The following is a 26,704-nucleotide window of genomic DNA, read 5'->3' as shown; positions in this document are numbered from 1 at the left end:
GCCGAAAGCGCGTTCGTGACGCCCTTTATATGGCGGCCCTCAACGCAGTTCGCAGAGCTGACCCGTTCAAGGCCTTCTATGCACGACTGCGACAGGCCGGAAAACCAGCCAAACTCGCCCTCATCGCCGTCGCCAGGAAGCTGCTCACGGTCCTCAATGCCATGATGCGAGACCGAAAGCCGTACCTGCAGACCAAACCAACATAACAGTTGCCTGCTTTCGCAGGGACGACGTCCGGAAGGCGCCGCGGCCTCTCGGTTCACGCACGGACGTCTCTGGAATACTGGATCGCTCGCATGTGCGCATGCGCGGGTGATGACTCGGCGCTGTTTGACATCTTGAATCGAGAACCATCCTCACCGTCGTCCTGGCGAAAGCCAGGACCTATTACCACCGGCTTTGGTTGTCGGAAGGATCGTGGCCCCAGTGTCGCGCAACAATTCGCATTTGGGGTAATGGGTCCTGGCTTTCGCCAGGACGACGTCAAGGGATGTGGCTCCGCTTCGCCCCGCCCCTAACCCGATCGCTTGTTGCTGGTGTTCTGGATCAGATTGCCGTGCGCGGCCTGCTCGCGGATGTTGTGCTTCTCGTCGTCGCGATGGCCCTTGGTGGTGTCGATGGGAACGCTGGGGGTGCTGCCGGGGCCCTTGTGGCTCTTGTTGTCGTCCGGAACGGGCTGGATGGTCTTTGTCTTTGGTTTCGTCATCATCGTCTCCGTTACGCATCGAGACAACGCAGCCGGTGCGGACGGCGTTCCCGGAACGAAACGTCGTTCCCGGAACGAGACTTCACGTTCCTGGAGATGTGGCGTCACGTTCCAGGAGATATGGCTTCACAGCCGACCCTACAGCTTCTCCTGCTGCGACGGCTGCGCCTGTTGCTGCTGGCGCTGCCGTGCTTGCTCCTTGGCGTGATGGCGGCCGTAGAGGCAACCGGCGGCGGCGCCGAGCATGCCGTGATGGCCGGCATAATGACCGGCGACGCCGCCGACGATCGCGCCCTTGATGCAACCCTTGGCGTCGGCAGGCGACGCCGCGGCGAGCGCGCTGACGGCAATGACGGACGCGAGAACAATCGATTTCATGATGCGGCTCCAATGCAATGCTGCCCCATCAACGGTGAAGCGGCACCGCCGGTTCCGAGAAGAAGAAGCGGTTCACCATCGACCTCGCCGCCGGCAAGGCGGCGCCGATTAGCTGTTATCGAACGCACCGCGACAGCGAGCCGGCGCGATCTCACCGGCCGGCCCCGGAGGAGCTCAAGGCCTCATGGCCGGCGTCGGCGCCGGTTCACCGTCGCGCGGTGCGCGCTCGCATGATCTATTTGGAGACAACCAGGGCGGCGACGGCAAGCGGCATGGTGCTTCTCATACGGAACTCCTGATCGCGGATGCGTCGCCCACGCCGAACCAACCGGGCGCGCGCCGGGAGGTTTCATTAACTCGCGGATAGGCGCCGCCGCGCCCGCTTCACGTCCGCAGGACGCGATCAGTGCCGCCGATCAGTTCAATGTCTTGCCGCCGCCGGTGACGCCGTCGAGGAACAAACCGGTTTCGCGGTTGAGAAACTCGACATCCGCCGGGAAGAAACCGCCGGCCGAGGCGTGGCCGGTCACGGTGCCCGGGCTGATCGTCTTGATGGTCACGCCTCCGATGTTGTGGCCCATCTGGTTCGGCTCGAATTCGGGATTCAGCAGGTCCTTGGTGCCGGTGAGGATCAGCGTCTTCGCCTTGATCGAAGCCAGCGCCTTCGCGGTGTCGCCGCCGAACCCGGCCGTGGTGCCGACATCGTGCCGGTCATAGGCCCAGCTCTGGTAGATCCAGTCGTTGGCGTCGAACAGCTTCCACAGCGCGGTCTCCTGCTCGGCCATCCAGGGCAGCACGTCGGGGCCGGACTTGAACTGCGCCGCATACATGTCGGGCGTGCGCGCCGCGAGCAGCGCAACGATATCGCGAAACAGCTTGAGGCCCTTCTCCGGCGGCGCCTCGTAATTGCCGTCCTTCCACGCCGGATCGTTCATGATCGCCTTGCGCGAGGCCTCCATCACCGCGACCGACCAGGCCGGCGTCTTCGCGAGCGGCACCATCGCAACCAGCGCGTCCATGAAGTCCGGATGACTGACGCCCCATTGCAGCGCCTGCATGCCGCCCATCGAGGGGCCGACCACGGCGACGACATGGTCGATGCCGAGCTTCTCCTTCATCAGCCGGTACTGCGATTCCACCATGTCGCGGATCGCGAATTTCGGGAACTGCATCCGCGGCTGCACCTTCGAATTGCTCGGCGACGTGGTCAGCCCGTTGCCGATCGCATCGGTGCAGACGATGAAGTACTTGTCGGGGTCGAGCGCCTTGCCGGGGCCGATCATGAAATCGAGCCGGTGATGATTGCCCGAGATCGCGGTCACCATCAGGATGGCGTTCGACTTCTTCGCGTTCAGCGTGCCGTGGGTGACGTAGGAGATCGAGAAATCCTTGATCGCCTCGCCGCTCTCCAGCTTGAGGTCGCCTTCATTGTAGAGCTGGTGGGCAGGCTGCTGCGGCGTGTGTGCGAAGGCGGGCGGGATCGCCGGGCATGCCAGCAGCGACAGGATCGCGGCGAAGTGGGTGATGCGCTTCATTGGTCTCTCCCCATCGGGGCGGCTCTGTTCGGCCGCCTTCCGCTGCGAAGCATACGGGCCGGCGGTGCCGCGGCAAGGCGCGGGCGCGAAGATTTAAGCGGCGCACGCGCGGAATAAACCGCCGCCCGCACCGCGACGGCCGCCTGTCGTTGCATTGCGCGAACCGGCGCGCCGCATGCATTTTGTGCCACAATGCACGCGCTGGTTGCCGAACCTAATCGCGTCTCGCGCGTCAAACATGTTGTTGATTGTGGAATGCTCCGGTTCACAATGCCGGGCCAGAGCGAGTCGGCGGAGTCGATCATGGGCGAGGATTTGAACCGGCAGCGCGTCTTGAACTTCCTCGACGTCTACTATGCCGGCGGCATCGAGGGCGCGCTCGATCGCTGCAGCGACGACGTCGCGTTTCTCGCCAACGCCCCGATCGACATTCTTCCGCATATGGGCCAACACCGCGGCAAGGCGGCGCTGCGCCAGATGTGGACCACGATCCACGAGCGCTATTCCGACATGCGCTACGAGGCGCCGATCGTGGTGACCCAGGGCGACCGGGTCGCCGCGCAGCTGCGCGTGTTCTTCCGCAAGCGCAATAACGCCCGCGTGGTGCAGTTCGACGTCGCGGTGTTCTACACGCTGCGCGACGGCAAGATCACCGAGATCCGCGAGATCATCGACACCTTCGACCTCGTCCAGCAGGTGCTGGAGCGCGACGTCGCGGCGGCGCTGGCCGGTCATGACCACATCGTGCCCGCAAATTCGCAACGCCAACGTTGAACCTCGACGGCCCGGCGCTGACCTATGACTGGGCTTGTTGCGGTCGGGGGCTGAATCACCATGAAAGTCGCATTGCTCGCTGTGCTTGGCCTGGCGCTGGGCGCCCTTGGCGGCGCCGCCTTCGGCATCGGAGCCGGGCTTAGCTGGATCGGATTGGCCAGAACCTCGGGTATCGACAGCGGAACGCTGGTGTTTTTCACCTTCATGCCGCTCGGTGCCGCGATCGGCGGCATCGGCGGCGCGCTGCTGTTCGCGGTGGTGGCGATCCGCGACGCCGAGATCGTGATCGAGCGGCAGCCGGTGCGGCAGCGCGACCGCTGAAATGCGGTCACCGAAGCGTTTTCGAGCAAAACGGCTGCCGGTTCGCGTCAAGAAAACGCGTCAGAACCAGAATCTGGAACCCCATTCCGATCCTGTCGGAGTAGGATTCCAGAGGGCGGCGGTCACATTCCGGTAAAATTCCGCGCAATTGTGCATTGCAAAAAAGTCATTTGCGTTTTTGCGGTTCCGCACTATTTCAGGCCGCAATAGCGATGTGCAGCAACCTGGCAAGACGTCGGCGCTGATCCCTGCCATCCGTTTGCGTTTGAAAATCCAGTTTCAGGACAAGGCCAAAATGACAGAGCATAGTCTCTGGCGTTTTTCGCGCGCATTGCATCGCGCGATCAACGAACGCCAGCTTGCAGATATCGAGCCGCTGCTCGACGACGAGGTCGAATGGTCCATCTATGGGCCGATCGAGCTGTTTTCTTTTTTCGGCGCGCGCCGCGGCAAGGCCGCGGTGCTCGAGGTGATCAGGCAGATCGGTGAGAACCTCAGGGTTCACCGCTTCGACCGGGAACAGATCATGCTCGGCGTGGATTCCGCAGCCTCGATGTTGCGCTATTCGCTGACGGCACTCGACTCCAACAAGCCGATCTCGCTCCGGATCGCGCATTTCGCGCAGTTCAGGGCCGGCAAGCTGACGAGCTTCCGCGTGCTGGTCGACAGTTTCGACCTGGTCGAGCAGACCGTCGGCTACCCGATCCATCTGCCGCGCATCGCGGTCTGACGGCTTTTCGATTTCACGCCTTCGTCATGTCCGGGGCCCCTGCCCCGGCAGCGGCGGCCTGTTTTGCCAGCCCCGAACGGCCGCGCTCGGGACGCGCCGCGCGAACGCGCGGCGCGTTTGTCCCGGACATGACGATCACGCGTTGATCACTTGCTTTCAGAGCGCCGATGCCACAATTTTGCGCCACGGCAATGCATGCTGCGGCTCTGGAATTTGCGGGCTGGGAATGACCTTCACATTACGATTTGGCTGGGCAAGGCTGCCGGTGCTGGCGGCCGGCTTCAGCTTGGCGATAGCGCTGTCGGCCGCCGCGCAAACCCCGCCATGGCAGATCGCTCCCGCCGCCCAGGATACCGCAGCCGATAGCGCCGAGGCTGCAGCCGACGAGGAGCCGCCGGCGGCCAATGCCAATGACGCCGACATCCTGAAGGACATCGACGAGAGCAAGCTCGACTGGAGCCAGCTCGACACCGACTCCACCAGCCTGCCGACGCTGGCGCCGAAGCGTGCGGCGAGGCCCGCCAGCGTCGCCGGCAACGATCCATCCTGGTCAACCAACAACAACGCGAACGGCTCGTCGGCGGTGTCGGTCAAGCAGTCGATCTCGCCATTCCTCGACACCCGCATCGGCGCCGACATGACGGTCGCGAGGCAAGGCACGATGACGACGTCGGAGCAATTGTCGGAGCGGCTCGCCAATGGCGGAAGCCCGCCGCAGTCCGGCGGCTCGGCCTGGGCCGCGATCTCGACCGGCGGCGTAGCCTCGATCTGGGACAAGACCTCGGTCGAGGCGCGGGTCGATCCCTCCGCCGACCAGAGCAAGGTCGGCACCTCCCTGAGCAAGTCGATGCCGCTGTCGGAGCAATATTCGCTGACGCTGCAGAACGGCTACAACCTCATCCAGCAGGGCGTGGTCCCGGTGCCCGGCATCGTCAGCCACCCCTCGCGCAGCTACGACACCGATCAGTCGGCGAGCCTGTCCGTTAACGACACCGGCACCAGCATCACGGCAGGCCAGACGCTGTCGACCTCTGACGACAGATGGTTGCGCCGGATCGGCGCCGAGCAGAAGCTGTTCGACGGGGTCACCGTCTCCGGCTCGGTCGGCGAGACCTCCCAGGGCGCGACCAACAAGAGCATCAGCGCCGGCTACAAGCGCTCATGGTGAACGGTCTGTTAGCTCTATCGCGCTAAATGATCAGGCATTGCCGCAACTTGGCCCAGATGCGGTCAAATTCGGCGGCACTGATAGGTCCGTAACTTCATCAATTCGTCGTGCGGGGGACAAGCCGCGCTTCGCTATTGCGAACTAGGGGAAAGCCGATGAACGCCACCAACCGTACCGAGGAAGCCGAAGCCGAAACGACGTCCGAGGTCGACACCAACCTTGCTGCGGTCTCGGAAGTCGAAGCCGGCATCCGCGACTTCGTGCGCAACGATATCGCCTATCTGCGCCGGCCGGTGGCGAGCCCGGAGACCGCGCCGACCGACACCAACACCGATGCCACCGTCAGCAACGTCAACTCGCTGATCCAGCGCGTCGCCGGCACCTCGCTCGCCGAGATCGAGAAGCTGATCGGCGAGCTCGAGAGCCTGCGTGACCTGCTGCATGCCGAGGGCCAGCGCGTCCAGCGCGAGATCTCCGGTTATGCCCAGCTCAGCCAGGCCGCGATGAAGTCGACGCGCATGATCGCCGACAACGTCTCGCAGTGGAAGCGCGCTGCCGACGGCCTGCGCAACAGCTGATCCGGATCCGCCTTTAGGGTTGGCAGCCGCCGCCTCTTGGACAGGGGGCGGCGGCTTCGCTTTGCGGCCGGGATTCAGCGCAGAACGATTCGTTATTCAGCGCGGTGTAAACTCCGCGACGTCAATTTTTTGCAGAAGCCGATTTGAACTTCGGATGCCAAGCCCGCCTCCAATCCGGAATTCGCGTCCGGACCGCGCCTTGCCGGGCATCCGTTTGGAGACGAAGTCATGCAGAGCGTCCGGCCGGATAACGCCGCCGATCCGATTCCGCTGCGCCAGCCGCAGCAGGGCATCGGCACGATCATGATCCGCTTCATTGGCATATTGGCAGCCGCGACGGTCGTGATGGTGCTGATCTGGAATCGTTAGACTGAAGCTTGGAAGATGTGTGACGCAGCCTGCCGACAGGTCACATTGAAAAGCGCAATTGCGCGCAACCTGCGCTCCCTCGAGCGCCGGCAGTTACAGACGGTCAATCAGCGATCGATGCTCGCGGTGGTCTCGAAGGAATAATTGCCGTCGGCAAAGCCCTTCACGACCATTCCGGTGGCCAGCATCACCACAACCGTTACCGTCGCGAAGATAATGCCGACGAGTTTCAGCGCGCTGCGATCTGCCATGGTATCCCCAGTCATTCTTGCCAGATGTCCGTGCCCTCAAACCATAAGGCAGGGACAAAGGTTCAGAATGCGTTAGCAAAAAATGAGTTCCACGCAACGCACAACTGCGTCGGCCGCAGAAGTCATCCGCTAACCATGGCGTCCGGGCAACATCAGAGGCGTGCGGGCAACATCAGGAACCGGGATTCCGCCGCGGCACGAAAGCGGTGGCGAGGAACGAGAACACCACCTCATTGCGCTGATTGACGCCGATGTTGCGGGCCTGGAGGATGCCCCATTCGGGCCGCTTCTCGGACGTGCGCTTGGTCTCGACCTGGTTGGTGAAGCTGATGGTATCGCCTGCCAGCACCGGGCGGATCCAGCGCAGTTCGCGGAAGCCCGGTGACGGCCCCCAGACTGCGACCTCCTCGCCGCGCGCGGCGGCTTCCGCGGCGAGCCGCTTGCCGTCGGCGACGAGCAGCTTCATGCAGACGCTGGCGACATGCCAACCCGATGCGGCGAGCCCGCCGAACAGCGACTTGCGCCCCTCCTCCTCGTCGAGATGGAAGCGCTGCGGATCGAACTGCGCGGCAAAGCGCTTGATGTCCTCAGGCGTGAAGGTGAAGGAGCCGAACTCGCGCCGTGCGCCGATCTCGATATCTTCAAAAAAGCGCATGACCTCTCCTATGCGCTCGCGGCGTCGCGGCGGCTGATCATGATCGGCGCCTCCATCTCGCACAGCATCTCGCCGCGCGCGTTGCGGATCGTGCTCTTGAAGGTGACGATGCCGGTCTCGGGACGGCTCTTCGAGACGCGCGCTTCGACGACATCGACATCCAGCGTCAAATCGTCGCCCGGACGCAGCGGCGCCACCCAGCGCATCTCGTTGACCCCGGGCGCGCCGAGCGAGGCGGTGCGGCCGATGAAGCCGTCGAACAGCATCCGCATCATCAGCGAGCCGAGATGCCAGCCCGAGCCCGACAGGCCTCGAAGCATGGATTTCTTCGCGGCCTCCTCGTCGAGATGCATCGGCTGCGGGTCGAATTCGGCGGCAAAGGCGAGGATTTCCTCGCGTGAAACATGGCGCGGGCCGAACGTGCCGAAGCGGCCGGGCTTGAAGTCTTCGAAGGTCAGCGTGGTCATTGGGTGAGGATATGCCGGAGGGAAGCCCGATTGTGGCCGTTATTTGCAGCAATCACAACCGGCCCACTCGCATAGCTCGCCCCTGGACCGTCGGCGCCCGGTCCGGGGCTCGCCTTTGGCGAGACCGATTGGGCTTCTGCGGTATCGATCCCTCTGGTCGCGGAGGCGCTTTGGCGTCGTCCCAAACCATTGGCCCGGCGAATAGCCTCGTCCCGATGGACGCCTGCGGCGCAGGTTTCCGGGATGAAGTGATCGCGCCGGCGGTGACGCAGTAGGATGAACGAGACGCGAATCATATTTCGGCTGGCCGGGAGAACCATGATGTTCGATTTCCAGGATCTGTTTCAGTGGGACCGCTTCATCACGCCCACGATCATCAAGACGTTCTACTGGCTGGTGATCGCGGTCATCGTGCTGTTCGGGATCTCCGGCATCCTGTGGAGCCTCACCGCGATGGCGATCAGCCCGTTCGTCGGCTTCATCCAGTTGCTGGCCTCGATCGCCAGCGTCTTCGTCGGCATCGTGTTCTCGCGCATTGCCGCCGAGTTCATCCTGATCGTATTCCGGATCAACGAGCATCTCGGCGCGATCCGCGACCGGGACGGAGCAATGCACTGACGCGGACGGCACCCAGCCGAACGCGGCCCGCCGCCATGCCGTGGTTAATCCGAAGTAGCACCCCCGCGCAAATGCCCGCGAAATTCCGACCGGGATCTTAAATCCGCTCGCGTATCAGCCTCTGCATTGCCAAGACCAGCGCGGGGGCGTCGTGAATTCGAGGAATGGCTTTGTTGCCGTGAGGCCGGGTGCCGAGCCGGGCTTTACGACCGAGGATATTTTATGGGCTGTCGGCATCTGGTCGGTGATCCTGACCCTGGTGCCGGTGATTGCGTTCTATCTACTGATGGTGGCTTGAAGCCAACCATCGTGTCATTGCAAGTGTCAGCCAGGCAATCTGCGATTGCCTGGTCGCTTCAGCACACAAAAAACGCGCGAGTGCCGCGCGTTCTTCCATTTCGAACGCAAGCGGCGTTGTTACGCCGCTTGCTTGTGCATCGTACCGGACGCCGACGCCGTGCCGCGGATCGCCTTGATCGAGCGTTCGATCGCGGCCCACAGCCGATTGATCTCGGCGGCGGCGCGGCCTTCCGCATAATATTCGCGGGCGCCTTCGCCCTGGCCGAGCGCCATCAGAAGATCGGCGCGGTTGGTGATCTGGCCGCTCCACACCGGCGCGCGGAATTTCGCCAGCGCCTCGCGCGCGATCGCGACGATGCGGCTTTCGGCGCCGTCACGCTGCGCGGGCGCGCCGTTGATCACGACGGCATAGGGCTTGCGCATCGAGCGGCAGGTCTGGATGGTTTCCTGCACGGCGTTGACGTCGAACACGCCGGGCCGCGCCGGAATGATCACCATCGTGGCGTTCTTGATGGAGTCGTCGACCACGGCCGAGAGGTTCGGCGGCGTGTCGATGAACACCCACTCGATGCCGTCACGCTTGGCCTGGGCAATGATCCCGCTGACCGAGTTCACCGCCGTCTTGATCGCCGGCTCGTTGGTGCCGCGCAGCTTGTGCCAGAGAGTCAGCGAGCCCTGCGGATCGGCATCGATCAGCAGACAGGGCTTCGTTGCCTTGTGCACTTGCGCGGCGAGGTGAGCAGCCAGGGTACTTTTTCCCGAGCCCCCCTTACGCGAAGCGAAAACAATCACGTTCATACGTTGGCCTCCAGATTGACCCCAGGAGGCGAAAATGAATCAGCACGCTGATTCGCGAAAGAAAAAATTTCTTGCAATCCGCAAAGTGGCCAAGATTACCGGTACGTTTTGCTTTTTGAGTCACACCGAACTTATGACGCAACCGCAAATGGAAGCGCTAAGCGTTTGATTTGACTCAGGGCCTAGCGTTTTCCGGCAGCTTTCGCGCGCTCGCGCTCGATCCATTTGCGCTCGATCCAACCGAGCAATTGCGCTGTCGGTTTCTGCAGGAACGGGACGTCCTGCGCGAACAAAAGGAGTCCGAGCGGCAGCATCCAGAGTCCGAGCACCGGCAGGAAGCTGAAGATGCCGCCGATGATCAGGAGGATCGCGAGCGGAATCCGCACATAGCGCGACGATGGCTTGCGCAGCCACGCGACGAAGCGCGCCGGCTTTTCCGGGAGCTTGGCTTCAAACCAGGCGAAGTGCCGATCGATCTCTTGCTTGTAGTATTCGCTCACGCGTCCCACTCCATCCGTTCCACGAGCGGAACAGATTTGGCTAACCACACAAGTCCCACAGATGATGCTGCGTGACAGCGTCACAAGGCGTCAGTCTGTCGCGCATCGCAGCCTTGAAATCGCGGCCTGGCGATCCAACGCCCGCTATCGCGCGAGGCGCATACCGGTTCGCGTGGTAACAACGCGTCAGGCTGGCGACGCTGGCATGCGCGCGATGGGAGCCTGTTCAGTGGGCCGGCTTCTTCGTCTTGTGCGATTTGGAGACCTTCCGCTTCGCAGCGACCGGCCGCCGCTCGACGCGTTCGCTCGCCCTACGCGGCTCCGGATCTGCGCGGAAGAACACGCGGCAGGCCGGCGAGAGCTGCGCCTTGTTCCTGATCATGCAGGCCGTGATGCGATCGACGTCGGGAATCTCGGGGCTGCAAAGCCTGAACGCATCCGGCGTACAGGCCTGCTGCTGATCGGGCGTGTAGGCCTCGCTCCGGCCCGGCAGCAGCAGCGCCGCAAGAGTGACGGCCGATATCAACGCAAACGAAAAACTCCTTGAACCGGCGGTCCCCATGCATCCCCCCAAAGGTGTCACCAAGGCGTCGTTAAGGCGTCGTTTCGGGGAGTGTGGGTGACGGGACAGAGAAGTGCAAGCGGACGCGATGACACGCCGGGCGATAAGGGCGAGCGACCTTGCGATGGTCTGATCTTGCGACGTCGCGCTGAGTGATCTTGCGGATGGTACAGTTGGGTGGGCTCGAACCACCGACCTCCTGTTCCACAGACAGGCGCTCTAACCAACTGAGCTACAACTGCATCCTGACGCGCGGCCCGCTCGAGCGGGGCGTCGATTTCGGCGGAAACTAGGTGCAACGCCGCGCTTTGGCAAGGCCGTAACGCGCCGATTTCCGCTGTTATGTCGGGCCGCTTGACGGGCCCTTGGTCAGCAAAAAGGCCCGGACCGCTTCGGCCCGGGCCTTTCGCTGGTTACTCAAAGGGCAGCGATCAGGCGGCCGGCTTGTAGAACTTCGAGGCGCTGGCCTTGATCGGCTCGGCGGTCTCGCTGGCGACCTTCTGGCCGAGCTCGGCCAGTTCCTTGGCCTGCGCGGTGTAGGTCTCGAACTGCTTGCGGGCGTGCGACGTCCACAGCTCGACCGCTTCGGTCGGCGACTTCACGCTGAACAGCTCCTGGGCGAAGTCGAGCGAGGAGGTGGTGTTGGCCTTGAAGAACTCGATCAGCTTGGCCGAATACTCGCTGGCGCCCTTGCTCACCGAGGTGAACACGGCCTCGACCGTCGAGTTGTGGGTCTCGGCAGCATCCTTGAACTTGGCGTAGCTGTCGCGGGCCTGCAGAACGCCCTTCTCGGCGAACGCGCGCATCTGCTCGGGAACTTCAAACGGAATGATCGAGGCGGAAAACGGATCGGACGGGTTGGTCATACGTGTAATCCTTCGCAACGGGTGAGTAGATGTGACCATTGCGGACGTCCCGGAGCCCATCAGGCCGGGAGCGCTGAAATGGATCACGCTGCCTTGATTCACGGGAGTGCCCTTCGTCGGGCGCGCCTAATAAACACCCATATCATGTCAATTTTGTGCAACGCAATGTAAGATCGCGTGCGACGCCATATTTTTTATGTGGCGGAATATAAGGTTACCGCGGCCGACCGAGGCTGAACGCGCCGGGTCGGCCGCGGCCAATGCGCCTCGATCAGTTCTTCGGCTTGACCGCGTCCATCGCGGCGCGGCTGACGGCCTGGCCCATTTCGCTGGCCTGCTCGGCGAGCGAGCGCATCTGGCCCTGCACATATTCGCTGTGCAGCCGCATGACGTCGCTGAGGTCCTTGGCCTTGAGCAGCGCCTCGGCGTAGTCCAGCGACGACTGCACATTCTTTTCGGCATAGGACAGCGCCTTGGCCGAAAGGTCCTTGGCGCCGGCGCGCATCGTGGCGTTGCGCTCCTCGATCTTGCCGGCGGTGTCCTTGGCGTTGGTCACGAATTGCTCGAACGCCTTGCGCGCCTGATCGAAGCTCGCCTCCGCCATCGACCGCATATCCTTGGGAATCTCGAACTTGGGAATCTCGAAATGGTCACGCCCGTTGTCGCTCATGGTCGCTCTCCCTCGCTTGCTGATCGGCCCGCCGCTTGGCCCTGCGGGCCCAGGGCAAGATAGACGGCAGAATATATCGTGGCACTGCAATCGCAGGTGTGACGCGGCGCCGCCTGGTTCCGCATCGCGCGGCTCGCAGCAACCTCTCTTTGCCCGACAACGCCGAACGGCTGTGGATCGTTCAGCGAAGTTAACGTTATCCCGGCTTTGGCGAGGGCAGTTTCGCTTGCGGACATGGACCTGCCGCCCACCAGTTGCGATACTAACCTTCTGTTAAGGCTGTCGTCCTGCGGCTGCCGGGCCTTCGGCTGAGCTTAAGGAAGAAAGCCAAACCCATGCGGTCAAATCTTGCGTGATGAGTGACGCGGAATTCCAGATCCAGGCGCTCGGCGATGTCAGGCTGGCGGATCATGCGACGGGCGCCCTGCCGGCATGGCTGTGGGCGGCCGACGGCGCACGGATTCTCTGGGCCAATCCGGTCGGCGCGCAGGTATTCGGTGCCGCCAACGGCGCCGAACTGGCAAAGCGCAGCTTCGGCCCGGCCGATCCGCACCGCCGCCAGGTCGCGCGGCTCCGCCACAGCCTGAACGCCAATGGCGCGGTCCGGCTGGAGCGGCTGCGCGGCTTCGGCGCGGCGCCCGGCATGCTCGCGACCTGCGGCTGCACCCGGATCGACCTGCCGGACGGCAGCCATGGCATCCTGATGACCGCGCTCAACGCGACCAGCCGCGGCATGCCGCTCGCGGAACGCCTGCTGCGGCTGGTGCAGGGCTTGCCGCGCCCAGCCGCCGCCTTCACCAGCGACGGACTACTGGTCGCAACCAACGAGGCGGCGCGTGCGCTGCCCGGCCTGCACGATCTCACCGAAGCCGGTCTCGATGCCTCGCGCGGCGAGGCGCTGGCGCAGGGCCGCGCGGCGGCGAGCGTTGCGATCGGCCGCGTGGTGCTGCAGCGGATCGGCCACGGCGCAGATCGCGCGCTGGTCGCGCTGATCAAGCCGGCGCCGCATCTCGCCGCAAAGCCGGCGGCGCCGATCGTGCCTGAGCCAGTCGCGCAGGCAGCGTCCGAAGCTCCTGTATTCCCAGCAGTGACGCCGCCAGAGGCCGCGGCAACCGAGCCGCCGCCAGCACGGGTCGCCGTCGAACAACAAACCGCGCATCACGAAGCCCCGGTGCAGGCCAACGAGGCGCCGGCCACCTTCACGCTGTTCGATGCGCTCGATCCGACGCCGGAAGAAGCGGCCGAGCCGATCATCAGCGTGACTGAACCCGAATCTGCGGATGCAGCTTCATCTCCCGCACCAGTAGAAGCCGCGCCCATCGAGACCGCAGCATTCGACACCACGCCCGACGAAACCCCCGCCGTCGAGGAGCCGCTGTCGGAAGCGCTGATCGAGACCGCTATGGAAGCGTGGGTCGAAGAGCCTGCAGACGTTGCTCCATCTCACGCGTCAGCAGAACAGGCGCACGCAGAGACAGCGCCTCTCGACACCACGCCCGGCGAAACTTCCGTCGTCGAGGAGCCGCTGTCGGAAGCGCTGATCGAGGCCGCTATGGAAGTGCGGGTCGAAGAGCCTGCAGACGTTGCTCCATCTCTCGCGTCAACAGACCAGGCGCGCGCAGAGAAAGCCCCTCTCGGCACCACGCCCGACGAAACTCCCGCCGTCGAGGAGCCACTGTCGGAAGCGCTGATCGAGGCGCCCGCTGAGGCGCGGGTCGAACAGCCTGCGCCGGAGCCCGCACCTGATCTCGAAGAGACGGCAAACGCGCCGGAAACATCGGCGCCGCCGGTCGATCCCGCCCCCACGCCTCATGCGATCGCGGATGCGCCCGCGCCGCCGCCTGCCGCCGGACCGGAGCCCGCGACATTGGCGCCGGTGCCACCGCCGTCCTGGCTCGACGAGCCCTTGCCGGTGCGGCGGCATCCGCTGCGCTTCATGTGGCAGATGGACCACGAGGCCCGCTTCTCGCTCGGCTCCGATGAATTCACCCGGCTGATCGGCCTGCACACCGCGGCGGGCTTCGGCCGGCTGTGGAGCGATATCGCCGAGAGTTTTGGCCTCGATCCCGAAGGCCGCTTGATGCAGGCGTTCGCCAGCCACGACACCTGGAGCGGCATCACGCTGCACTGGCCGGTCGACGGCGGCGGCCGGCTGCCGGTCGAACTGTCCGGTCTGCCGGTGTTCGATCGTGCCAGGAATTTCGCCGGCTATCGCGGCTTTGGTGTGTGTCGCGACCTCGACGGGCTTGCGCGACTCGCCGCATTGCGCCGCTATGAGTTCTTCAGCGGCACGGTCGCGCCGCAATCGCTGTCGGCCGATGTCGCGCCGGCGCCGCGCAGCGATGCGCCGCCCGGGCCCGCCGCGCCGCCGGACAATCCTCCGCCGCACGCCGAGCCGCCGCCCGACACGACCGCAGCAGCACCACCCGAGGAATTGACCGAGCCGACAGCAGCAGAGACTTCACACCGAGCCGATCCGGATCACGCCGTGGAAACGCACGAGGAAACGCACGAAGTGCGTCACGACCCGCCACCGAATGTGGTGCCGTTCCGTCCCGCCGGCGACACCCGGCCGCCGTCGCTGACGCCGGTCGAGAACAACGCCTTCAACGAGCTCGCCCGTCAATTGTCGGCGCGGCTCGAGAACGAGGCCGGCCTCGCCACAACCACGAACGAAAGCGTGCCGGCCGAGCCGGTCGCCGAAGCGCCGCCCGCAGGCGAACCGACGCAGGAAGCAGCGGCACCGCAGGAGACGGTCGCGCCGCTGGAGACACCGGCCGATCCGCCAAAGGCCAGCTGGCTCGCTGCGGCGGAACCGGCGCCGCGCGCCGACTCCCGGCGCGACCGCGCGCTGCTCGATCTGTTGCCGGTCGGCGTCTTGATCTACCGGCTCGACCGCCTGCTCTATGCCAACCACGCCTTCCTCGCACGCATGGGCCATGACAGCCTGCACGCGCTGGAAGCCGCCGGCGGCCTCGACGCGCTCTATGTCGAGCCCGGCGTCTCGCAGGCGAGCAGCACGTCGGGCACCGGCACGCCGGTGACGATTTCGGCGAACCAGAGCACCGAGCACGGCGCGCAGTCGGTGACCGCGGAGGCGCGGCTGCACACCATCACCTGGGACGGCGACTCCGCGCTGGCGCTGATCTTCTCGCGCACGCTGGACGAGGATGCCGCGATCGCCACCGCGCTCTCCGAACCCGAGCCGGAGCCTGCTGCTACCGCGGAGCCGCTGCTTGCGCCGGCTGAGCCGCAGGCCGGCCAGGCCGACGCCGAGGAGCTCGGCGCGATCCTCGACACCGCGGCCGAAGGCATCATCATGTTCGATGCCGAGGGCAACATCCATTCCTGCAACCGCAGCGCCGAGGCGCTGTTCGGCTATGACGGCGACGAGTTCGTCACCCGCAAGCTCGCCGACCTGTTCGCGCCGGAAAGCCAGCACGGCATCTTCGATTATCTCACCAGCCTGAAATCCGCCGGCGTCGCCAGCCTGCTCGACCATGGCCGCGAGACGCTCGGGCGCGTCCGCCAGGGCGGCATCATCCCGCTGTCGGTGACGATGGGCCGCACCCGCGCCGACGGGCCGAACTTCTTCGCGGTGTTCCGCGATCTGTCGCAGACCAGGAAGAGCGAGGGCGAATTGCGCGAGGCGCGCCGGCTCGCCGAACGCGCCGCCAACGCCAAGTCCGACATGCTGGCGCGGATCAGCCACGAGTTGCGCACGCCGCTCAACGCCATCATCGGCTTTGCCGAGGTGATGATCGGCGAGCGCTTCGGCGCGCTCGGCAACGAGCGCTACGTCGAATACATGAAGGACATCCGCGCCTCCGGCGAGCGGGTGATCGCGATCGTCAACGATTTGCTCGACCTCTCGCGGATCGAGACCGGCAAGATCGACCTCGCCTTCGCCAGCCAGAATCTCAACGAGATGGTGGAGAGCTGCGTCGCTGTGATGCAGCCGCAGGCCAACCGCGAGCGCATCATCATCCGCACCTCGCTCGCCCACACGCTGCCGCCTGTGGTCGCCGACGCCCGCGCGCTGCGCCAGATCACGCTGAACCTGATCGGCAACTCGATCCATCTCGCCAATGCCGGCGGCCAGGTGATCGTCTCGACCGCGCTGTCGGATTTCGGCGAGGTGATGCTGCGCGTGCGCGACACCGGGCAGAGCCTCAACGACAACGAGGTCGCCGCGGCGCTCGAGCCGTTCCGCGCCCCGACGCCATCAGATCAGGCCGGCTCCGGCGGCGTCAGCCTGTCACTGACCAAGGCGCTGGTCGAAGCCAATCGCGCCAAATTCCAGATCAGGACCGGCGGCCGCACCGGCACGCTGATCGAGGTGACTTTCGTCCACGCCGCGGCGCGGGCGTGAGCGGGACTTGAAGGGTTCGCGTTCAGGCGTAAGGGACGCACCGGCGGAGGGGCTCCCTCCCCCCCTTGCGGAGGAGGGTTGGGGAGAGGGGTACCACACGACGTGCTCTCTCCATTTGCAGAACGGCGCGGCCGAGACTGTGAGACCGACACTCATCGCAAAAATCTCGCCCGGGGCCACCCCTCTCCCCACCCTCTCCCGCAGGGGGAGAGGGAGCCTGACAGGCGTGCTCACCTCACTTGCCTGAGCGGCGCACAACCGCGCAAAATTCAAGTCGCTTCGAAATTCGCGCTCCACCGCCGCGCCAGCAGGACCAACTACTCGCCGGACACTGCGAACATCTGTCGCGTCGGACCCGCGCGGCGCGGCATAGATCTTGCTGCGATTTGGCTTGTTTGAATTCATTGCCGTGCGGCCCCGCCCGTTTTCCGGGCATTCGGATTTTCACCGATGCGCTGTCTCGTCGTCGCCGACCTGCATTACTCACTGCCGCAGTTCGACTGGCTGCTGGCGGCGGCACCGCAGTTCGATCTCGTGATCTTCGCCGGCGATGCGCTCAACCTCGGCTCGGCGGTCGATTTCCGCGCCCAGATCGTCGTCGTCACGAAATACCTGTCACGGCTCGCCGATCTCACGCGGGTGATCTTCTGCTCGGGCAATCACGACCTCGACGAGCGCAACCCGGAGGGCGAGAAGATCGCGCGCTGGGTCGCGGGCATCAGGGAGTTCGGCGTCGCCTGCGACGGCGACAATCTGGCTATCGGCGACACGCTGTTCACGGTGTGCCCGTGGTGGGACGGCCCGCTGGTCAAGGCGCGGATCGACGAGCAGCTTCGCGCCGCAGCCGCAGTGCCGCACAAGCGCTGGGTCTGGGTCCATCACGCCCCGCCGGCGGATTCGCCGACCAGTTGGGGCGGCAAGCGCTTCTTCGGCGACGCCGAGCTGCTCGGCTGGATCGAGCGCCACCATCCGGCGCTGGTGATCTCGGGCCATGTACATCAATCGCCGTTCATCCAGAGCGGCTCGTGGTTCGACCGGATCGGAGCGACCTGGGTGTTCAACACCGGCCTGCAGCCCGGCCGTCCCCCGGTCTACATCGTGCTCGAGCTCGCGCAGGACAAGGCGTTCTGGCTCGCCGCCGGCGATGCGCAGATGATCGATCTCAAGGCGCCGTTGTCGCGGCCGGCGGCGCCGCTGCGCGATGCGCCGGACTGGCTCATATCCTTGGATCGGATTGCCGATCCGAGCCTGGCGCGACCTGCATCGGCGGCAGGTTGATCATGCTCTGCAGCACCTCGCCGACCATCGCCAGATGGGTGCCGTGATCGGCATATTGATGCATCAGGTCGGCGAGATAGGTCGTGGCGACATGAAGCCGTTGCGCCAGCAGCTGCGCGATCAGCAGCGCCACCGCCGGCTGCTGGCGCAGGAACGACGCCGCATCGTCGAACTCGTAGAGGACGCAATCGGACGCCGTGCGCACCTTGGCGCTGTGCGCCCGGTCGAGCAGTACACTCATTTCGCCGAACACCGCGCCGGGCTCGTCGATGACCGCCACCAGGCTGTCGCCCTTGACGACTTCGACCTTGCCCTCGAGCAGCACGAACAGGTGTCCGGTCTTGCCGCCCTCCTCGATGAAATCCGTGCCGGCCGGCAGGCTGCGCCTGCGACCGCCGGTGCAGTGATCAAGGATCGCTCGCATGTTTCATCTCCGTCTCCGGTCAGACTAGGCAGAGATGCTGTCGCGTCAAACGGCATTAGCTGGGCGTTCTGCCCAAATTGTCGGCACGCCACCGCATGACCCGCGGCGCGATCCAGCCGTGCCTCAGGCAGGCGCGTTATGCTTGACTGCCAGAAAATCGCCGATCGTATCGAGGAACAGTTTTGGCGATTGCAGTTGCGGGACATGCGCACATCCCGGAATGACCCTGAGCTTGGCTCTCGGCAGACCGCCTGCCAATTCGTATGACATCGGCGGCGGCGTTGCCTCGTCATATTCGCCGACCACGACGAGCGTCGGCATGGTCACGCTGCGTAGTTCGGCACGAAGATCGAGGCTCGCCAGCGCATCGCAGGCCGCGCAGAACACGTTGAGATCGGTGCGCAGGAATGCATCGCGGCGATCCTGCATCAGCGCGGGATGCTGCGCCTGGAAATCCGGTGCGAACAGCCGGCGCATTGCAATGTCGGTGATCGCGGCGAGCCCCTTCTCGCGTGAAACCCTGGCCATGTTGCGAAACGCCTCGCGGCCCGGCTCGGAGAACGCCGCACCGCTGTCGGCGAGGATCAGCCGGCTCGCGATCGCCGGGTGGCGCATCGCCATCTGCAGCGCGACGAACCCGCCATAACCATTGCCGAGCACGATGGCCGGCGTGCCATCAGCCGCATCATGCACCGCATCCGCCATCCGGTCGGCAATCGCGGCAAGGCCCCCCTCGACCGCGCTCGACCGGCCGAATCCCGGTAGTTCCGGCACGATGGTCCGAAACGACCGGGCAAGCTCCGGCACGATCGCATCGAAGCTCGCGCGATCCGACAGCAGCGAGTGAAACAGGACCAACGGCGGCCCCTCGCCCGACTGGGCTGCGTTGACTGTGCGGTTGGCCAAAAGCCTGTCCATCGTCGCTCTCTTTCAAATCGCGCCCGAAATTCGCGCATTTGGGCTCCGAAGCGCCCCTGCGGACGATTGATAAATCAAATCATCCGGATTTCAAGGATTTCAGCTTGACGTGATATTTCACAAACTGCATTTTAGTGGCCAGGAGACCAAATGAAATGATACTTCTCCGCGAAAATATCTACGAAAACCTTCGGTCTGATATTTTATCGTGTCAGTTCGCTCCTGGTGATGAAATACGAGAGCAGGATCTGGCGGAGCGTTACGCCGTCAGCCGCCAGCCGGTCCGGGACGCCCTGCTCCGGCTCGAGCGCGAGCACCTCGTGACGGTGCAGCCCCGCCAGGGTTACCGGGTCAATCCGATCTCGCTGTCCGACGCGCGCGATCTGCTGCGCTTCCGCCTTGCGCTCGAGCCGGCCTGCGTCGCCGAAGCAATCGAGAGCGCGCCCGACAGCACCCTGAAATCACTCGATGAATTCCGCCGCTTCTCCGGCAGCCATGAGGACTTCATCACCTACAATCGGGGCTTCCACTCGGCGCTGGCGCATGCATCGGGCAACCGCCGCATGGCGACCACGCTCTGCGACCTGATCGGCCAGGCCGATCGGCTGGTGCGCGTCAGCGTCTCCAATCTGAAGGGCCACGACCCGGCAAAGCTCGTCGCCGAGCATGTCGCATTGATCGACGCCATGCAGCAGCGCGAGGCGCGCACCGCGGCCCGCATCATCAAGGCTCACATCGCGGCGACCGAAAAGCGCGTGCTGCCGGCACTCAAGCGCAACGCCGTCATCGTCGAAGAGAGGTCATCATGAACATTCCGTCGAAACCCGCGACGATCGACGTCGAGATCCACGGCAACTTCATCGATGGACGCGAGGTCGAGGCCGGAGACGGCGAGATGCTCGACGTGCGCAATCCCGCGACCGGCGACGTCATCGCCCGGATTCCGAATTCGACCGCCGCGGATATCGACCGTGCGATGAAGAGCGCTCGCGCTGCATTCGAAGGCAAGGCATGGGGCGGGATGGACACGAGGGCGCGCGCCCGGCTCGTCAACAGGCTCGCCGACGCGTTCGAGGCCAATCTCGACACGCTGTACCGGCTGGAGACGTTGAACAACGGCCGTCCCGTCAACGAAACCCGCGCGCAGCTGTCGCGCCTGCCCGATTTCTTCCGCTACTTCGCCGGCCTCGCGCTGTCACGCCGTGATTCCGTCATTCCGGTCGAAGGCGCGTATCTGAACTACACCCTGCGCACGCCGATCGGAATCGTCGCCAACTGCACGCCCTTCAATCACCCGCTTATGATCTTGTGCAAGTCGCTTGCCGTCGTGCTGGCGACCGGGTGCGTCACCGTGGTCAAGCCATCGGAATACACGCCGCTGACGACACTGAAGCTCGCCCAGATCTTCAGCGAGGCCGGACTGCCTCCCGGCGTCTTCAACATCGTGCTTGGCCTCGGCCAGAGCGCCGGCAAGATGCTCGCCGAGCATGGCGACATCAACAAGCTTGTGCTGACCGGCGGGACCGAAGCGGGCCGCATCGCGGGCAGCGCCGCGGCGAAGGTGTTCGCGCACCAGACCATGGAGCTCGGTGGCAAGACGCCGGTGATGATATTCGACGATTTCGACGTCGACCGCGCCGTCAACTATGCCGCGTTCGGCGCCTTCATCGGCGCCGGCCAAACCTGCGTTTGCGCGTCGCGCCATATCGTGCAGGCCTCGATCTACGACGAGTTCGTCGAAAAGCTGCAGGCCAAGACCCGCACCATCCGCATTGGCGATCCGTTCGATCCGAACACACAGCTTGGGCCGGTGATCTCGGCGCGCCAGCGCGACCGCGTTCTCAGCTATGCGCGCTACGGTCATGAAGACGGCGCGCGGCTGCTCACCGGCGGCGTCGCCGCAAAGGTCGCGGGCCACGACAACGGTTATTTCGTCGAACCGACCGTGTTCGCCGACGTCAAATCCGACATGCGGATCTTCCAGGAGGAGGTATTCGGTCCCTTCACCTCGGTGACCCCATTCAAGGACGAGGCCGACGCGCTCCGGCTCGCCAACGACTCGCCGTTTGGCCTCGCCGCCGCCATTCGCACCCGCGACGTCGCACGCGCGCATCGCGTGGCCGCCGCGGTCAAGGCCGGGATCGTCTGGATCAACGATCACCACCGGCTCGATCCGGCCTCGCCCTGGGGCGGCGTTGACGATTCCGGCATCGGCCGCGAATGCGGCACCGAGAGCTTCGACGACCATTTCAACACCAAGAGCGTGATGGTCGCGACCCACGAACAGCCGTTCGATTGGTACCGCGACACGGCCAGCCAGCGCCGGTTGAACTAGCCGCAAGCAAAGCGGCAAACCGCCCACAGATGGCGGGCCGCATCACCGAGGAAACAGTCAAGGGGAGAGCGTATATGTCGACATCGGTCAATGCCGGGAGCCGCCTCGATCGGCTACCGATCGGACCATTCCATCGCCGGATCATGATCCTGATCGGGATCGGAATGTTCTTCGACGGTTTCGACATCTATATCGCCGGCACAGTGCTCGGCGTGACGCTGAAAACCGGGTTCTCGACGCTCGCCCAAAACGCCGCGTTCATCTCCGCAACCTTCGTCGGCATGATGCTCGGATCGTTCGGCACCGGCTTCCTCGGCGACCGTTACGGACGACGTTTCACCTACCAGTTCAATTTGCTGCTGTTCGGTATCGCGTCCCTGGCGGCGGCCTTTGCGCCAAACATGGCCTTTCTGATCGCCTGCCGTTTCGTGATGGGCGTCGGTCTCGGCGCCGAAAATGTCGTCGGCTATTCCACGATGACCGAGTTCGTGCCGGCCCGGAGCCGCGGCAAGTGGCTCGGCTTCACCGCCGTCTGCGTCGTGACCGGCCTGCCCATCGCGCTGCTGGTCGCATCGGTCGTCGTCCCGCAATTCGGTTGGCGCGCGATGTTCGTGCTGGGCGGCGTCGGCGCCTTGATCGTCTGGTACCTGCGCAAGTCGCTGCCGGAGTCGCCGCGCTGGCTGGAGGTGGTGGGACGCACCGCCGAGGCCGAGGCACTGATGCAGGCGATCGAGAAGGAAGCTTCCCAGGGGCAGCCCTTGCCGGCGCCCGCGGCTGCAACGCCGGCACCGGTTTCGCCCGATCTCGGCACGCTGTTCACTGCGCCGCTGCTGTCCCGCATGATCGTCGGCGCGGTATGCCTGATTACCATCAATACGCTGCTCTACGGCTTCGTGACCTGGCTGCCGGTGTTCTTCATCAAGCAGGGCCTGTCCGTCGCGACCTCGTTCGGCTACTCGCTGCTGATGGCGCTTGGCGCGCCGATCGGCTCGGCGATCGGCGCCCTGACCGCCGACCGCTGGGGCCGCAAGCCCACGATCATCGGCGCGTCGATGATCTCGATCATCCTCGGCGTCATCTATCCGATGATCTCGGATCCGTTCCTGCTGCCGGCCGTCGGCTTCGCGCTGACCGTGCCGATCTATGTCCTGGTCGCGCTGTTGTTCGGCATCTACATTCCCGAACTGTTCCCGACCGAGGTACGGCTGCGGGCATCCGGCATAGTCAATACGCTCGGTCGAGGTGCCACCATCGTGACACCATTCCTGGTCGTGATGCTGTTCGAAGCGCGCGGCGTCGCCGGCGTGATGGCCCTGATGATCGGACTGCTCATCGTGCAGATCATCACCGTATGGGCGCTCGGCATCGAGCCGCGGCACCGCAGCCTCGAAGAGCTCAAGGGCGAGGAATCACCATCCGCAATCCCGCAGGAAGCTTCGTGACACGCAGCGAACCTTCTTCGCTACAAGCAGCTTTGACGGCGCGGGATACCCGCGCCGTTCGCGTCACTCCCACATCTCCGGCGTGACACGCCCGGCGAAGCCGCAGTCGATGACCCGCTCCTGCGGATTGCGATCGACGATCAGCCGCAGCAGATCGGGGCGCGAATAGTGGCCGCCGATATCGCACAGCGCCTTGGCGGCGAGCACGGCCTCCCGCGATCCATCCGCAATCAGGATGGTCTCGCCCTGCGCCGGACCTGCGATGACCTCGCCGCGCGGATCGATGATGACGCTGTCACCGCTGTACTCGATCGTCGAGAGCTCGCGGTAGCGTTCCGGCGTCGCTTCGTGCGAGCGCATGCCACCGACGGCGATGACGTAGCAGGCCGCCTGCGAGGCGAACGCTCGCGACAGCAACAACTGCCGCGGCCAGAGCGGCGTCGGCGACGGTGGCGCCACCGCAGGCTCCCGCCCCGGCCACGCCGCGACGTGGATCTGCGTTCCCTGCGCGGCCAGCGCGTAGCCGGGCAGCATCGTGTTGTGCTCCCAGCAATTGAGGCCGCTGATCCGGCCATAGGGCCGCTCATGCACGCGCAGCCCCGTCGCGTCGCCGTCGGCCCACACCGAGCGCTCGTTGAAGGTGGGCTTCAGCTTGCGATGGCGGCCGAGCAGCCGTCCCTCGCGGCCGATGAACAACAGCGTGCAGTAGACCGTGCCCCTGGTCACGGCATCGCGTTCGGCGACGCCGATCACGACATCCAGTCCCGCCGCCTCGGCGGCGGCGCAGAGCCGGTCGGTCGCGGGCGAGGGAATCTCGACCGCGTTGTCGAGATATTCGGCCATCGCGCGAAACGTGCTCGGCCCGGTCGGCGCGTGACAGAAGAAAGGATAGCCGGGCAGCCAGGTCTCGCCGAAGGCGGCGATCGTCGCCCCCATGGCGCCGGCCTCGCCGATCAGGCGGCAGGCCTTCTCCAGCGAGGCGTCGCGATCGAATGGCACCGCCGCGGCCTGGACCGCCGCGAGCCTGAAATGCGTGTCCGATGTCATGGCTTTGCCCGCGTCAGTCGACGCCCTTGCGGGCGGCGTCGAGCGCGCCCGCAAGCAACTCCAGCGCCTTGACGCGCCGCCGTCGCGCCAGACGCGCCTCGCCGACCTTGCGCTCGTGCTCGCCGGCGATGAAGGCCTGGATGTCCGGCAGCGGACGAATGACGCCACGGCTACCCCACTGGCCGTCGGGGATCTCGGTCGGAAACACCCAGACCTGCGGCGCCACATCCTCGAACGAACCGCCGGCGGCGCGTACCACTGCATCGGTCACGTCTTTCACCAGCGCCGCGCGCGAGGCCTCGGTGTACTGCCCCTCGGGGACCGTCGGGACGATGCGAAATCGTGGCGACGGCGATGGCTGGCCCGCGACATAAACGGCGGCCGGCCGATGCAGGAAGACGACAGTGACGCCTTGCGCAACCTTGTTCGCCGGATCGAACCCTTCGTGACCGATCAGGATATCGCCGAGCTCCTTGATGAGCCGCGCTTCCGCTTCCGGCTTCAGGGCTCCTTCGGGAATTGTCACGTCGATCATCGGCATTGAGAGACCTCCTGTTGTTACAGCACGAGGTCTATGCGCGGCGTGCTCCCGGCAACAGTGGCAGTATCGCCATTCTCAGGGCAAATTCGGACACGGCGTTCTCAGCTCGCGGCGGCCCTGCGCACGAACCGGCGCTGGTATTCGCGTGGCGAGAGCCCGGTTTCGCGCTTGAACAGACGACGGAAGGTCGACAGATCGTCGTAGCCGACGCGCGCGCTGACCGCGTCGAGCTTCAGCCGCGTGGTTTCGATCAGGCGCTTGGCCACATCGACACGCAACGCTTGCAGATATTGCAGGGGTGGCTCGCCGACCGCCAGCTTGAAGCGGCGGTTCAGGGTGCGCTCGCTGACCGCAAGGTCGCGGGCCAGCCTGGCCAGACTGAAGCCCTGTTGCAGCGACTTCTCCATCATGCTCTGCGCCCGCGCCACCAGCGCGTCGGAGTGCTGCGTGTCGCGCGCGCGGCTGGCATAGGGTGCCTGCGAGACGCGATTGCTGTCGATCAGCATCAGCTTGCCGGTCTCGGCGGCGACATCGGCACCGGCGAACTTCTCGACCAGCCGAAGCGCGAGATTGAGCGAGGTGGTCACCGCGCCCGAGCAGACAATGCGGTTCTGCTCGGTGAGGATCTCGGCAACGCGCAGATCCACCGCCGGATAGCGCATCGCGAATGTCCGCCCCTTGGCCCAATGGGTGGTAGCAACCCTGCCGTCGAGCAGGCCGGCCTCGGCGAGGATGAAGCTGCCGGTGCAATAGGAGGCGAGCAAAGTGCCGCGCTCATGCTGCCGCCGCAGCGCCGCGAGCAGCGGCTCGACGGTATCGAGCCGCGCGAAGAACCGTTCGATATCGCCGACGAATGGTCCCGGGATCACCACCGCGTCCGCCGAAGACCGTGCGCCGATCGGTCCGTCGACGCCGATGACCTGGCCGGACGCCGTCTGGACCGGCCGGCCACTCAAGGACTCGACGCGCCACCGCAGCTGTGACGGCTTGCCGTTGTGACGTCGCGGCCGCCGCGCCGTCACCGAATTGGCGGCGGTGAACACGTCGACAATCCCCGCCACACCCGAAGCGAGGATGCCGTCATAGACCCAGATCCGGATGAGTGGCATGGCGTGTCCGATCTTGCACAATATGGTACAATTCTGCCATCGCATGGATGGCCGGACAAGCCGGCGGCGGCGGGCGCCGAGTCTGACGCGCTGTGTGGCTGCCGGACGGGCAACTCAGCAAAGACCTGTCAACTCGGACAAACCATGTCGCGAGAATGCGGGCGTATGACTCACAAACCGCACCACACACTCAATGTCGTCCCGGCGAAGGCCGGGACCCATAACCACCAATGCTGATCATTGCGCGACGATGGAACGACGAGTCCCGTTCACAACACAAGCTGCGGCGTATGGGTCCCTGCTTTCGCAGGGACGACAGCGGTGTATGTGATCGCCGTGCGCCCTATTCACATCGCCCGCACAAATCTGCGAAAGCCCGGCGCGCCGGTCAGTGCTTCGAAGGCGGCGTCGCGCTTCTCTTCGGCGAAGGCGAAGCCGGCCTTGGCATAGCAGCGTTCGGCCGCGTCGTTGCCGATCAGGAACGAGATCGATGCCTGCGCGTAACCGGCCGCCTTGCCGTCGGCGAGCGCGCGGCGGATCAAGTCCTGCACCAGACCGCCGCTGCGATGGGACGCTTGTCGGGCGACATGCTCGATCAGCCAGTCGCCCTCGCCGCCTTGCACCCAGCAGTTACGGGCATAGCCGCCGCGCGCGACGATGGCATCGGCATCCATGCCGGTCTCCGCTGCGACCTCCTCGATCGCCGCACGTGCGGCGACGACGGTTCCGGATGCCGGCATCGCGCACAGCGCGGCGGCCGGCACGCTATCGACTTCAGCGATCAGGAAATGGGCGACGTGATACCATGATCGCACCCGCGCCACGGCGAGCCGTGTCATGAACGCCAGGCATTCCGCCTCGTCCCGGTCGAGCGCGATGTCGAACCAGCCGCGCGGCAACGGGCCGCGCTGTGCGGCCAGCACGACGCGGGCGATGAAGCCGGCGTCGTCGGATCGTGCGGGACGGATCGAGGATCGTCCCGCGCCAATCAT

The 26,704-nt window shown here is 65.1% G+C and carries 31 protein-coding genes, 1 tRNA gene and 1 pseudogene; 15 read left to right on the top strand and 18 right to left on the bottom strand.

The annotated features are described in order from the left end of the window. A pseudogene (locus tag AC1VNY_RS06145) lies at window positions 1–206 on the top strand (IS110 family transposase); the annotation flags it as partial. A gap of 308 nt (window positions 207–514) precedes the next feature. On the opposite strand, the gene AC1VNY_RS06140 reads toward AC1VNY_RS06145, so the two are convergent. From AC1VNY_RS06140 to AC1VNY_RS06130, 3 genes are all read right to left on the bottom strand, one after another. Beyond that, window positions 515–706, bottom strand: a complete 192-nt coding sequence (locus AC1VNY_RS06140; protein WP_229159122.1) for a hypothetical protein — start codon at window positions 704–706, stop codon at window positions 515–517. Window positions 707–844: 138 nt separating this feature from the next. Beyond that, on the bottom strand, window positions 845–1,084 hold the full coding sequence (locus AC1VNY_RS06135; RefSeq protein WP_028340585.1) for a hypothetical protein: 240 nt from the start codon (window positions 1,082–1,084) through the stop codon (window positions 845–847). A 416-nt stretch (window positions 1,085–1,500) separates the two neighbouring features. Further along, window positions 1,501–2,619 (bottom strand): alpha/beta fold hydrolase, encoded by a 1,119-nt coding sequence (locus AC1VNY_RS06130; protein WP_482404509.1) that lies wholly within the window; start codon window positions 2,617–2,619, stop codon window positions 1,501–1,503. 303 nt (window positions 2,620–2,922) lie between these two features. Between AC1VNY_RS06130 and AC1VNY_RS06125 the strand changes: the two genes are divergently transcribed. The 6 genes from AC1VNY_RS06125 (at window position 2,923) to AC1VNY_RS06100 (ending at window position 6,559) form a co-directional block, all read left to right on the top strand. After that, window positions 2,923–3,393, top strand: a complete 471-nt coding sequence (locus tag AC1VNY_RS06125; RefSeq protein WP_482404516.1) for a nuclear transport factor 2 family protein — start codon at window positions 2,923–2,925, stop codon at window positions 3,391–3,393. Window positions 3,394–3,453: 60 nt separating this feature from the next. Further along, window positions 3,454–3,714 carry a hypothetical protein gene (locus AC1VNY_RS06120; RefSeq protein ID WP_137479000.1) on the top strand — a complete coding sequence of 87 codons (261 nt, stop codon included), beginning with the start codon at window positions 3,454–3,456 and terminating at the stop codon, window positions 3,712–3,714. Between the two features lie 295 nt (window positions 3,715–4,009). Further along, window positions 4,010–4,444 (top strand): nuclear transport factor 2 family protein, encoded by a 435-nt coding sequence (locus AC1VNY_RS06115; protein WP_482404508.1) that lies wholly within the window; start codon window positions 4,010–4,012, stop codon window positions 4,442–4,444. 226 nt (window positions 4,445–4,670) lie between these two features. Beyond that, entirely contained in the window at window positions 4,671–5,612 is a 942-nt protein-coding gene (locus tag AC1VNY_RS06110) for a hypothetical protein (RefSeq protein WP_482404507.1), read from the top strand. Window positions 5,613–5,767: 155 nt separating this feature from the next. Then, window positions 5,768–6,190, top strand: coding sequence for a hypothetical protein (locus AC1VNY_RS06105; RefSeq protein WP_028340589.1), 423 nt, complete (start codon window positions 5,768–5,770; stop codon window positions 6,188–6,190). Between the two features lie 228 nt (window positions 6,191–6,418). Continuing rightward, entirely contained in the window at window positions 6,419–6,559 is a 141-nt protein-coding gene (locus tag AC1VNY_RS06100; protein ID WP_167350365.1) for a hypothetical protein, read from the top strand. A 107-nt stretch (window positions 6,560–6,666) separates the two neighbouring features. On the opposite strand, the gene AC1VNY_RS06095 is transcribed toward AC1VNY_RS06100, so the two are convergent. The 3 genes from AC1VNY_RS06095 to AC1VNY_RS06085 all read right to left on the bottom strand — a co-directional run bounded on the left by AC1VNY_RS06095 (window position 6,667) and on the right by AC1VNY_RS06085 (window position 7,932). Continuing rightward, a complete protein-coding gene (locus AC1VNY_RS06095; RefSeq protein WP_016841369.1) occupies window positions 6,667–6,810 on the bottom strand; it encodes a hypothetical protein in 144 nt (47 codons plus the stop codon). 172 nt (window positions 6,811–6,982) lie between these two features. Then, a complete protein-coding gene (locus AC1VNY_RS06090) occupies window positions 6,983–7,465 on the bottom strand; it encodes a MaoC family dehydratase (RefSeq protein ID WP_482404506.1) in 483 nt (160 codons plus the stop codon). A gap of 8 nt (window positions 7,466–7,473) precedes the next feature. Next, window positions 7,474–7,932, bottom strand: a complete 459-nt coding sequence (locus AC1VNY_RS06085; RefSeq protein WP_028340591.1) for a MaoC family dehydratase — start codon at window positions 7,930–7,932, stop codon at window positions 7,474–7,476. A 321-nt stretch (window positions 7,933–8,253) separates the two neighbouring features. Here AC1VNY_RS06085 and AC1VNY_RS06080 point away from each other — a divergent pair, with 321 nt between their 5' ends. After that, on the top strand, window positions 8,254–8,550 hold the full coding sequence (locus AC1VNY_RS06080; protein WP_028340592.1) for a DUF4282 domain-containing protein: 297 nt from the start codon (window positions 8,254–8,256) through the stop codon (window positions 8,548–8,550). Window positions 8,551–8,701: 151 nt separating this feature from the next. After that, complete coding sequence (locus AC1VNY_RS06075) at window positions 8,702–8,848, top strand: hypothetical protein (protein ID WP_016841361.1); 147 nt, start codon at window positions 8,702–8,704, stop codon at window positions 8,846–8,848. A 119-nt stretch (window positions 8,849–8,967) separates the two neighbouring features. On the opposite strand, the gene AC1VNY_RS06070 is transcribed toward AC1VNY_RS06075, so the two are convergent. After that, on the bottom strand, window positions 8,968–9,648 hold the full coding sequence (locus AC1VNY_RS06070; RefSeq protein ID WP_028336032.1) for a ParA family protein: 681 nt from the start codon (window positions 9,646–9,648) through the stop codon (window positions 8,968–8,970). Window positions 9,649–9,682: 34 nt separating this feature from the next. On the opposite strand from AC1VNY_RS06070, the gene AC1VNY_RS06065 reads away from it, so the two are divergent. Further along, the gene (locus tag AC1VNY_RS06065; protein ID WP_482404505.1) at window positions 9,683–9,817 is read left to right on the top strand and encodes a hypothetical protein; all 135 of its coding nucleotides are present in this window, start codon (window positions 9,683–9,685) and stop codon (window positions 9,815–9,817) included. Between the two features lie 13 nt (window positions 9,818–9,830). Here AC1VNY_RS06065 and AC1VNY_RS06060 read toward each other — a convergent pair whose 3' ends face one another. The 5 genes from AC1VNY_RS06060 to AC1VNY_RS06040 all read right to left on the bottom strand — a co-directional run bounded on the left by AC1VNY_RS06060 (window position 9,831) and on the right by AC1VNY_RS06040 (window position 12,246). Then, on the bottom strand, window positions 9,831–10,157 hold the full coding sequence (locus tag AC1VNY_RS06060; RefSeq protein ID WP_018273595.1) for a hypothetical protein: 327 nt from the start codon (window positions 10,155–10,157) through the stop codon (window positions 9,831–9,833). Between the two features lie 217 nt (window positions 10,158–10,374). Beyond that, window positions 10,375–10,710, bottom strand: coding sequence for a hypothetical protein (locus tag AC1VNY_RS06055; RefSeq protein WP_482404504.1), 336 nt, complete (start codon window positions 10,708–10,710; stop codon window positions 10,375–10,377). A 165-nt stretch (window positions 10,711–10,875) separates the two neighbouring features. Continuing rightward, window positions 10,876–10,952, bottom strand: a tRNA-His gene (locus tag AC1VNY_RS06050). Between the two features lie 189 nt (window positions 10,953–11,141). After that, a complete protein-coding gene (locus AC1VNY_RS06045) occupies window positions 11,142–11,576 on the bottom strand; it encodes a phasin (RefSeq protein ID WP_028336028.1) in 435 nt (144 codons plus the stop codon). 271 nt (window positions 11,577–11,847) lie between these two features. Beyond that, window positions 11,848–12,246, bottom strand: a complete 399-nt coding sequence (locus AC1VNY_RS06040) for a phasin family protein (protein WP_016846989.1) — start codon at window positions 12,244–12,246, stop codon at window positions 11,848–11,850. Between the two features lie 355 nt (window positions 12,247–12,601). On the opposite strand from AC1VNY_RS06040, the gene AC1VNY_RS06035 reads away from it, so the two are divergent. Then, window positions 12,602–16,618 carry a PAS domain-containing protein gene (locus tag AC1VNY_RS06035; protein WP_482404503.1) on the top strand — a complete coding sequence of 1,339 codons (4,017 nt, stop codon included), beginning with the start codon at window positions 12,602–12,604 and terminating at the stop codon, window positions 16,616–16,618. A 450-nt stretch (window positions 16,619–17,068) separates the two neighbouring features. Next, a complete protein-coding gene (locus AC1VNY_RS06030; RefSeq protein WP_482404502.1) occupies window positions 17,069–17,896 on the top strand; it encodes a metallophosphoesterase family protein in 828 nt (275 codons plus the stop codon). Here AC1VNY_RS06030 and AC1VNY_RS06025 read toward each other — a convergent pair. Beyond that, entirely contained in the window at window positions 17,835–18,320 is a 486-nt protein-coding gene (locus tag AC1VNY_RS06025; protein WP_016842321.1) for a Crp/Fnr family transcriptional regulator, read from the bottom strand. The two genes, AC1VNY_RS06030 and AC1VNY_RS06025, sit on opposite strands and share 62 nt — an antisense overlap. Window positions 18,321–18,443: 123 nt before the next feature. Continuing rightward, window positions 18,444–19,238, bottom strand: a complete 795-nt coding sequence (locus AC1VNY_RS06020) for an alpha/beta fold hydrolase (protein ID WP_482404501.1) — start codon at window positions 19,236–19,238, stop codon at window positions 18,444–18,446. A 155-nt stretch (window positions 19,239–19,393) separates the two neighbouring features. Here AC1VNY_RS06020 and AC1VNY_RS06015 point away from each other — a divergent pair, with 155 nt between their 5' ends. From AC1VNY_RS06015 to AC1VNY_RS06005, 3 genes are all read left to right on the top strand, one after another. Next, the gene (locus AC1VNY_RS06015) at window positions 19,394–20,047 is read left to right on the top strand and encodes a GntR family transcriptional regulator (RefSeq protein ID WP_482404500.1); all 654 of its coding nucleotides are present in this window, start codon (window positions 19,394–19,396) and stop codon (window positions 20,045–20,047) included. After that, window positions 20,044–21,573: an aldehyde dehydrogenase gene (locus AC1VNY_RS06010; protein ID WP_016842317.1), complete on the top strand. Its 1,530-nt coding sequence runs from the start codon at window positions 20,044–20,046 to the stop codon at window positions 21,571–21,573. Before AC1VNY_RS06015 ends, AC1VNY_RS06010 begins: the two co-directional genes overlap by 4 nt. Before the next feature lie 74 nt (window positions 21,574–21,647). Then, the gene (locus AC1VNY_RS06005; RefSeq protein ID WP_482404499.1) at window positions 21,648–23,015 is read left to right on the top strand and encodes an MFS transporter; all 1,368 of its coding nucleotides are present in this window, start codon (window positions 21,648–21,650) and stop codon (window positions 23,013–23,015) included. A gap of 63 nt (window positions 23,016–23,078) precedes the next feature. On the opposite strand, the gene AC1VNY_RS06000 is transcribed toward AC1VNY_RS06005, so the two are convergent. From AC1VNY_RS06000 to AC1VNY_RS05985, 4 genes are all read right to left on the bottom strand, one after another. Next, a complete protein-coding gene (locus tag AC1VNY_RS06000) occupies window positions 23,079–24,062 on the bottom strand; it encodes a carbon-nitrogen hydrolase family protein (RefSeq protein ID WP_482404498.1) in 984 nt (327 codons plus the stop codon). A 13-nt stretch (window positions 24,063–24,075) separates the two neighbouring features. Beyond that, window positions 24,076–24,603 (bottom strand): tautomerase family protein, encoded by a 528-nt coding sequence (locus AC1VNY_RS05995; protein ID WP_456792967.1) that lies wholly within the window; start codon window positions 24,601–24,603, stop codon window positions 24,076–24,078. A 101-nt stretch (window positions 24,604–24,704) separates the two neighbouring features. Then, on the bottom strand, window positions 24,705–25,712 hold the full coding sequence (locus AC1VNY_RS05990; RefSeq protein WP_482404497.1) for a GlxA family transcriptional regulator: 1,008 nt from the start codon (window positions 25,710–25,712) through the stop codon (window positions 24,705–24,707). 347 nt (window positions 25,713–26,059) lie between these two features. Beyond that, the gene (locus AC1VNY_RS05985; protein ID WP_482404496.1) at window positions 26,060–26,704 is read right to left on the bottom strand and encodes an N-acetyltransferase; all 645 of its coding nucleotides are present in this window, start codon (window positions 26,702–26,704) and stop codon (window positions 26,060–26,062) included.

The organism is Bradyrhizobium ferriligni (assembly GCF_056837965.1).
Note: the sequence above shows the minus strand (reverse complement) of the source record. Positions and strands in the feature narration are given on the sequence as shown.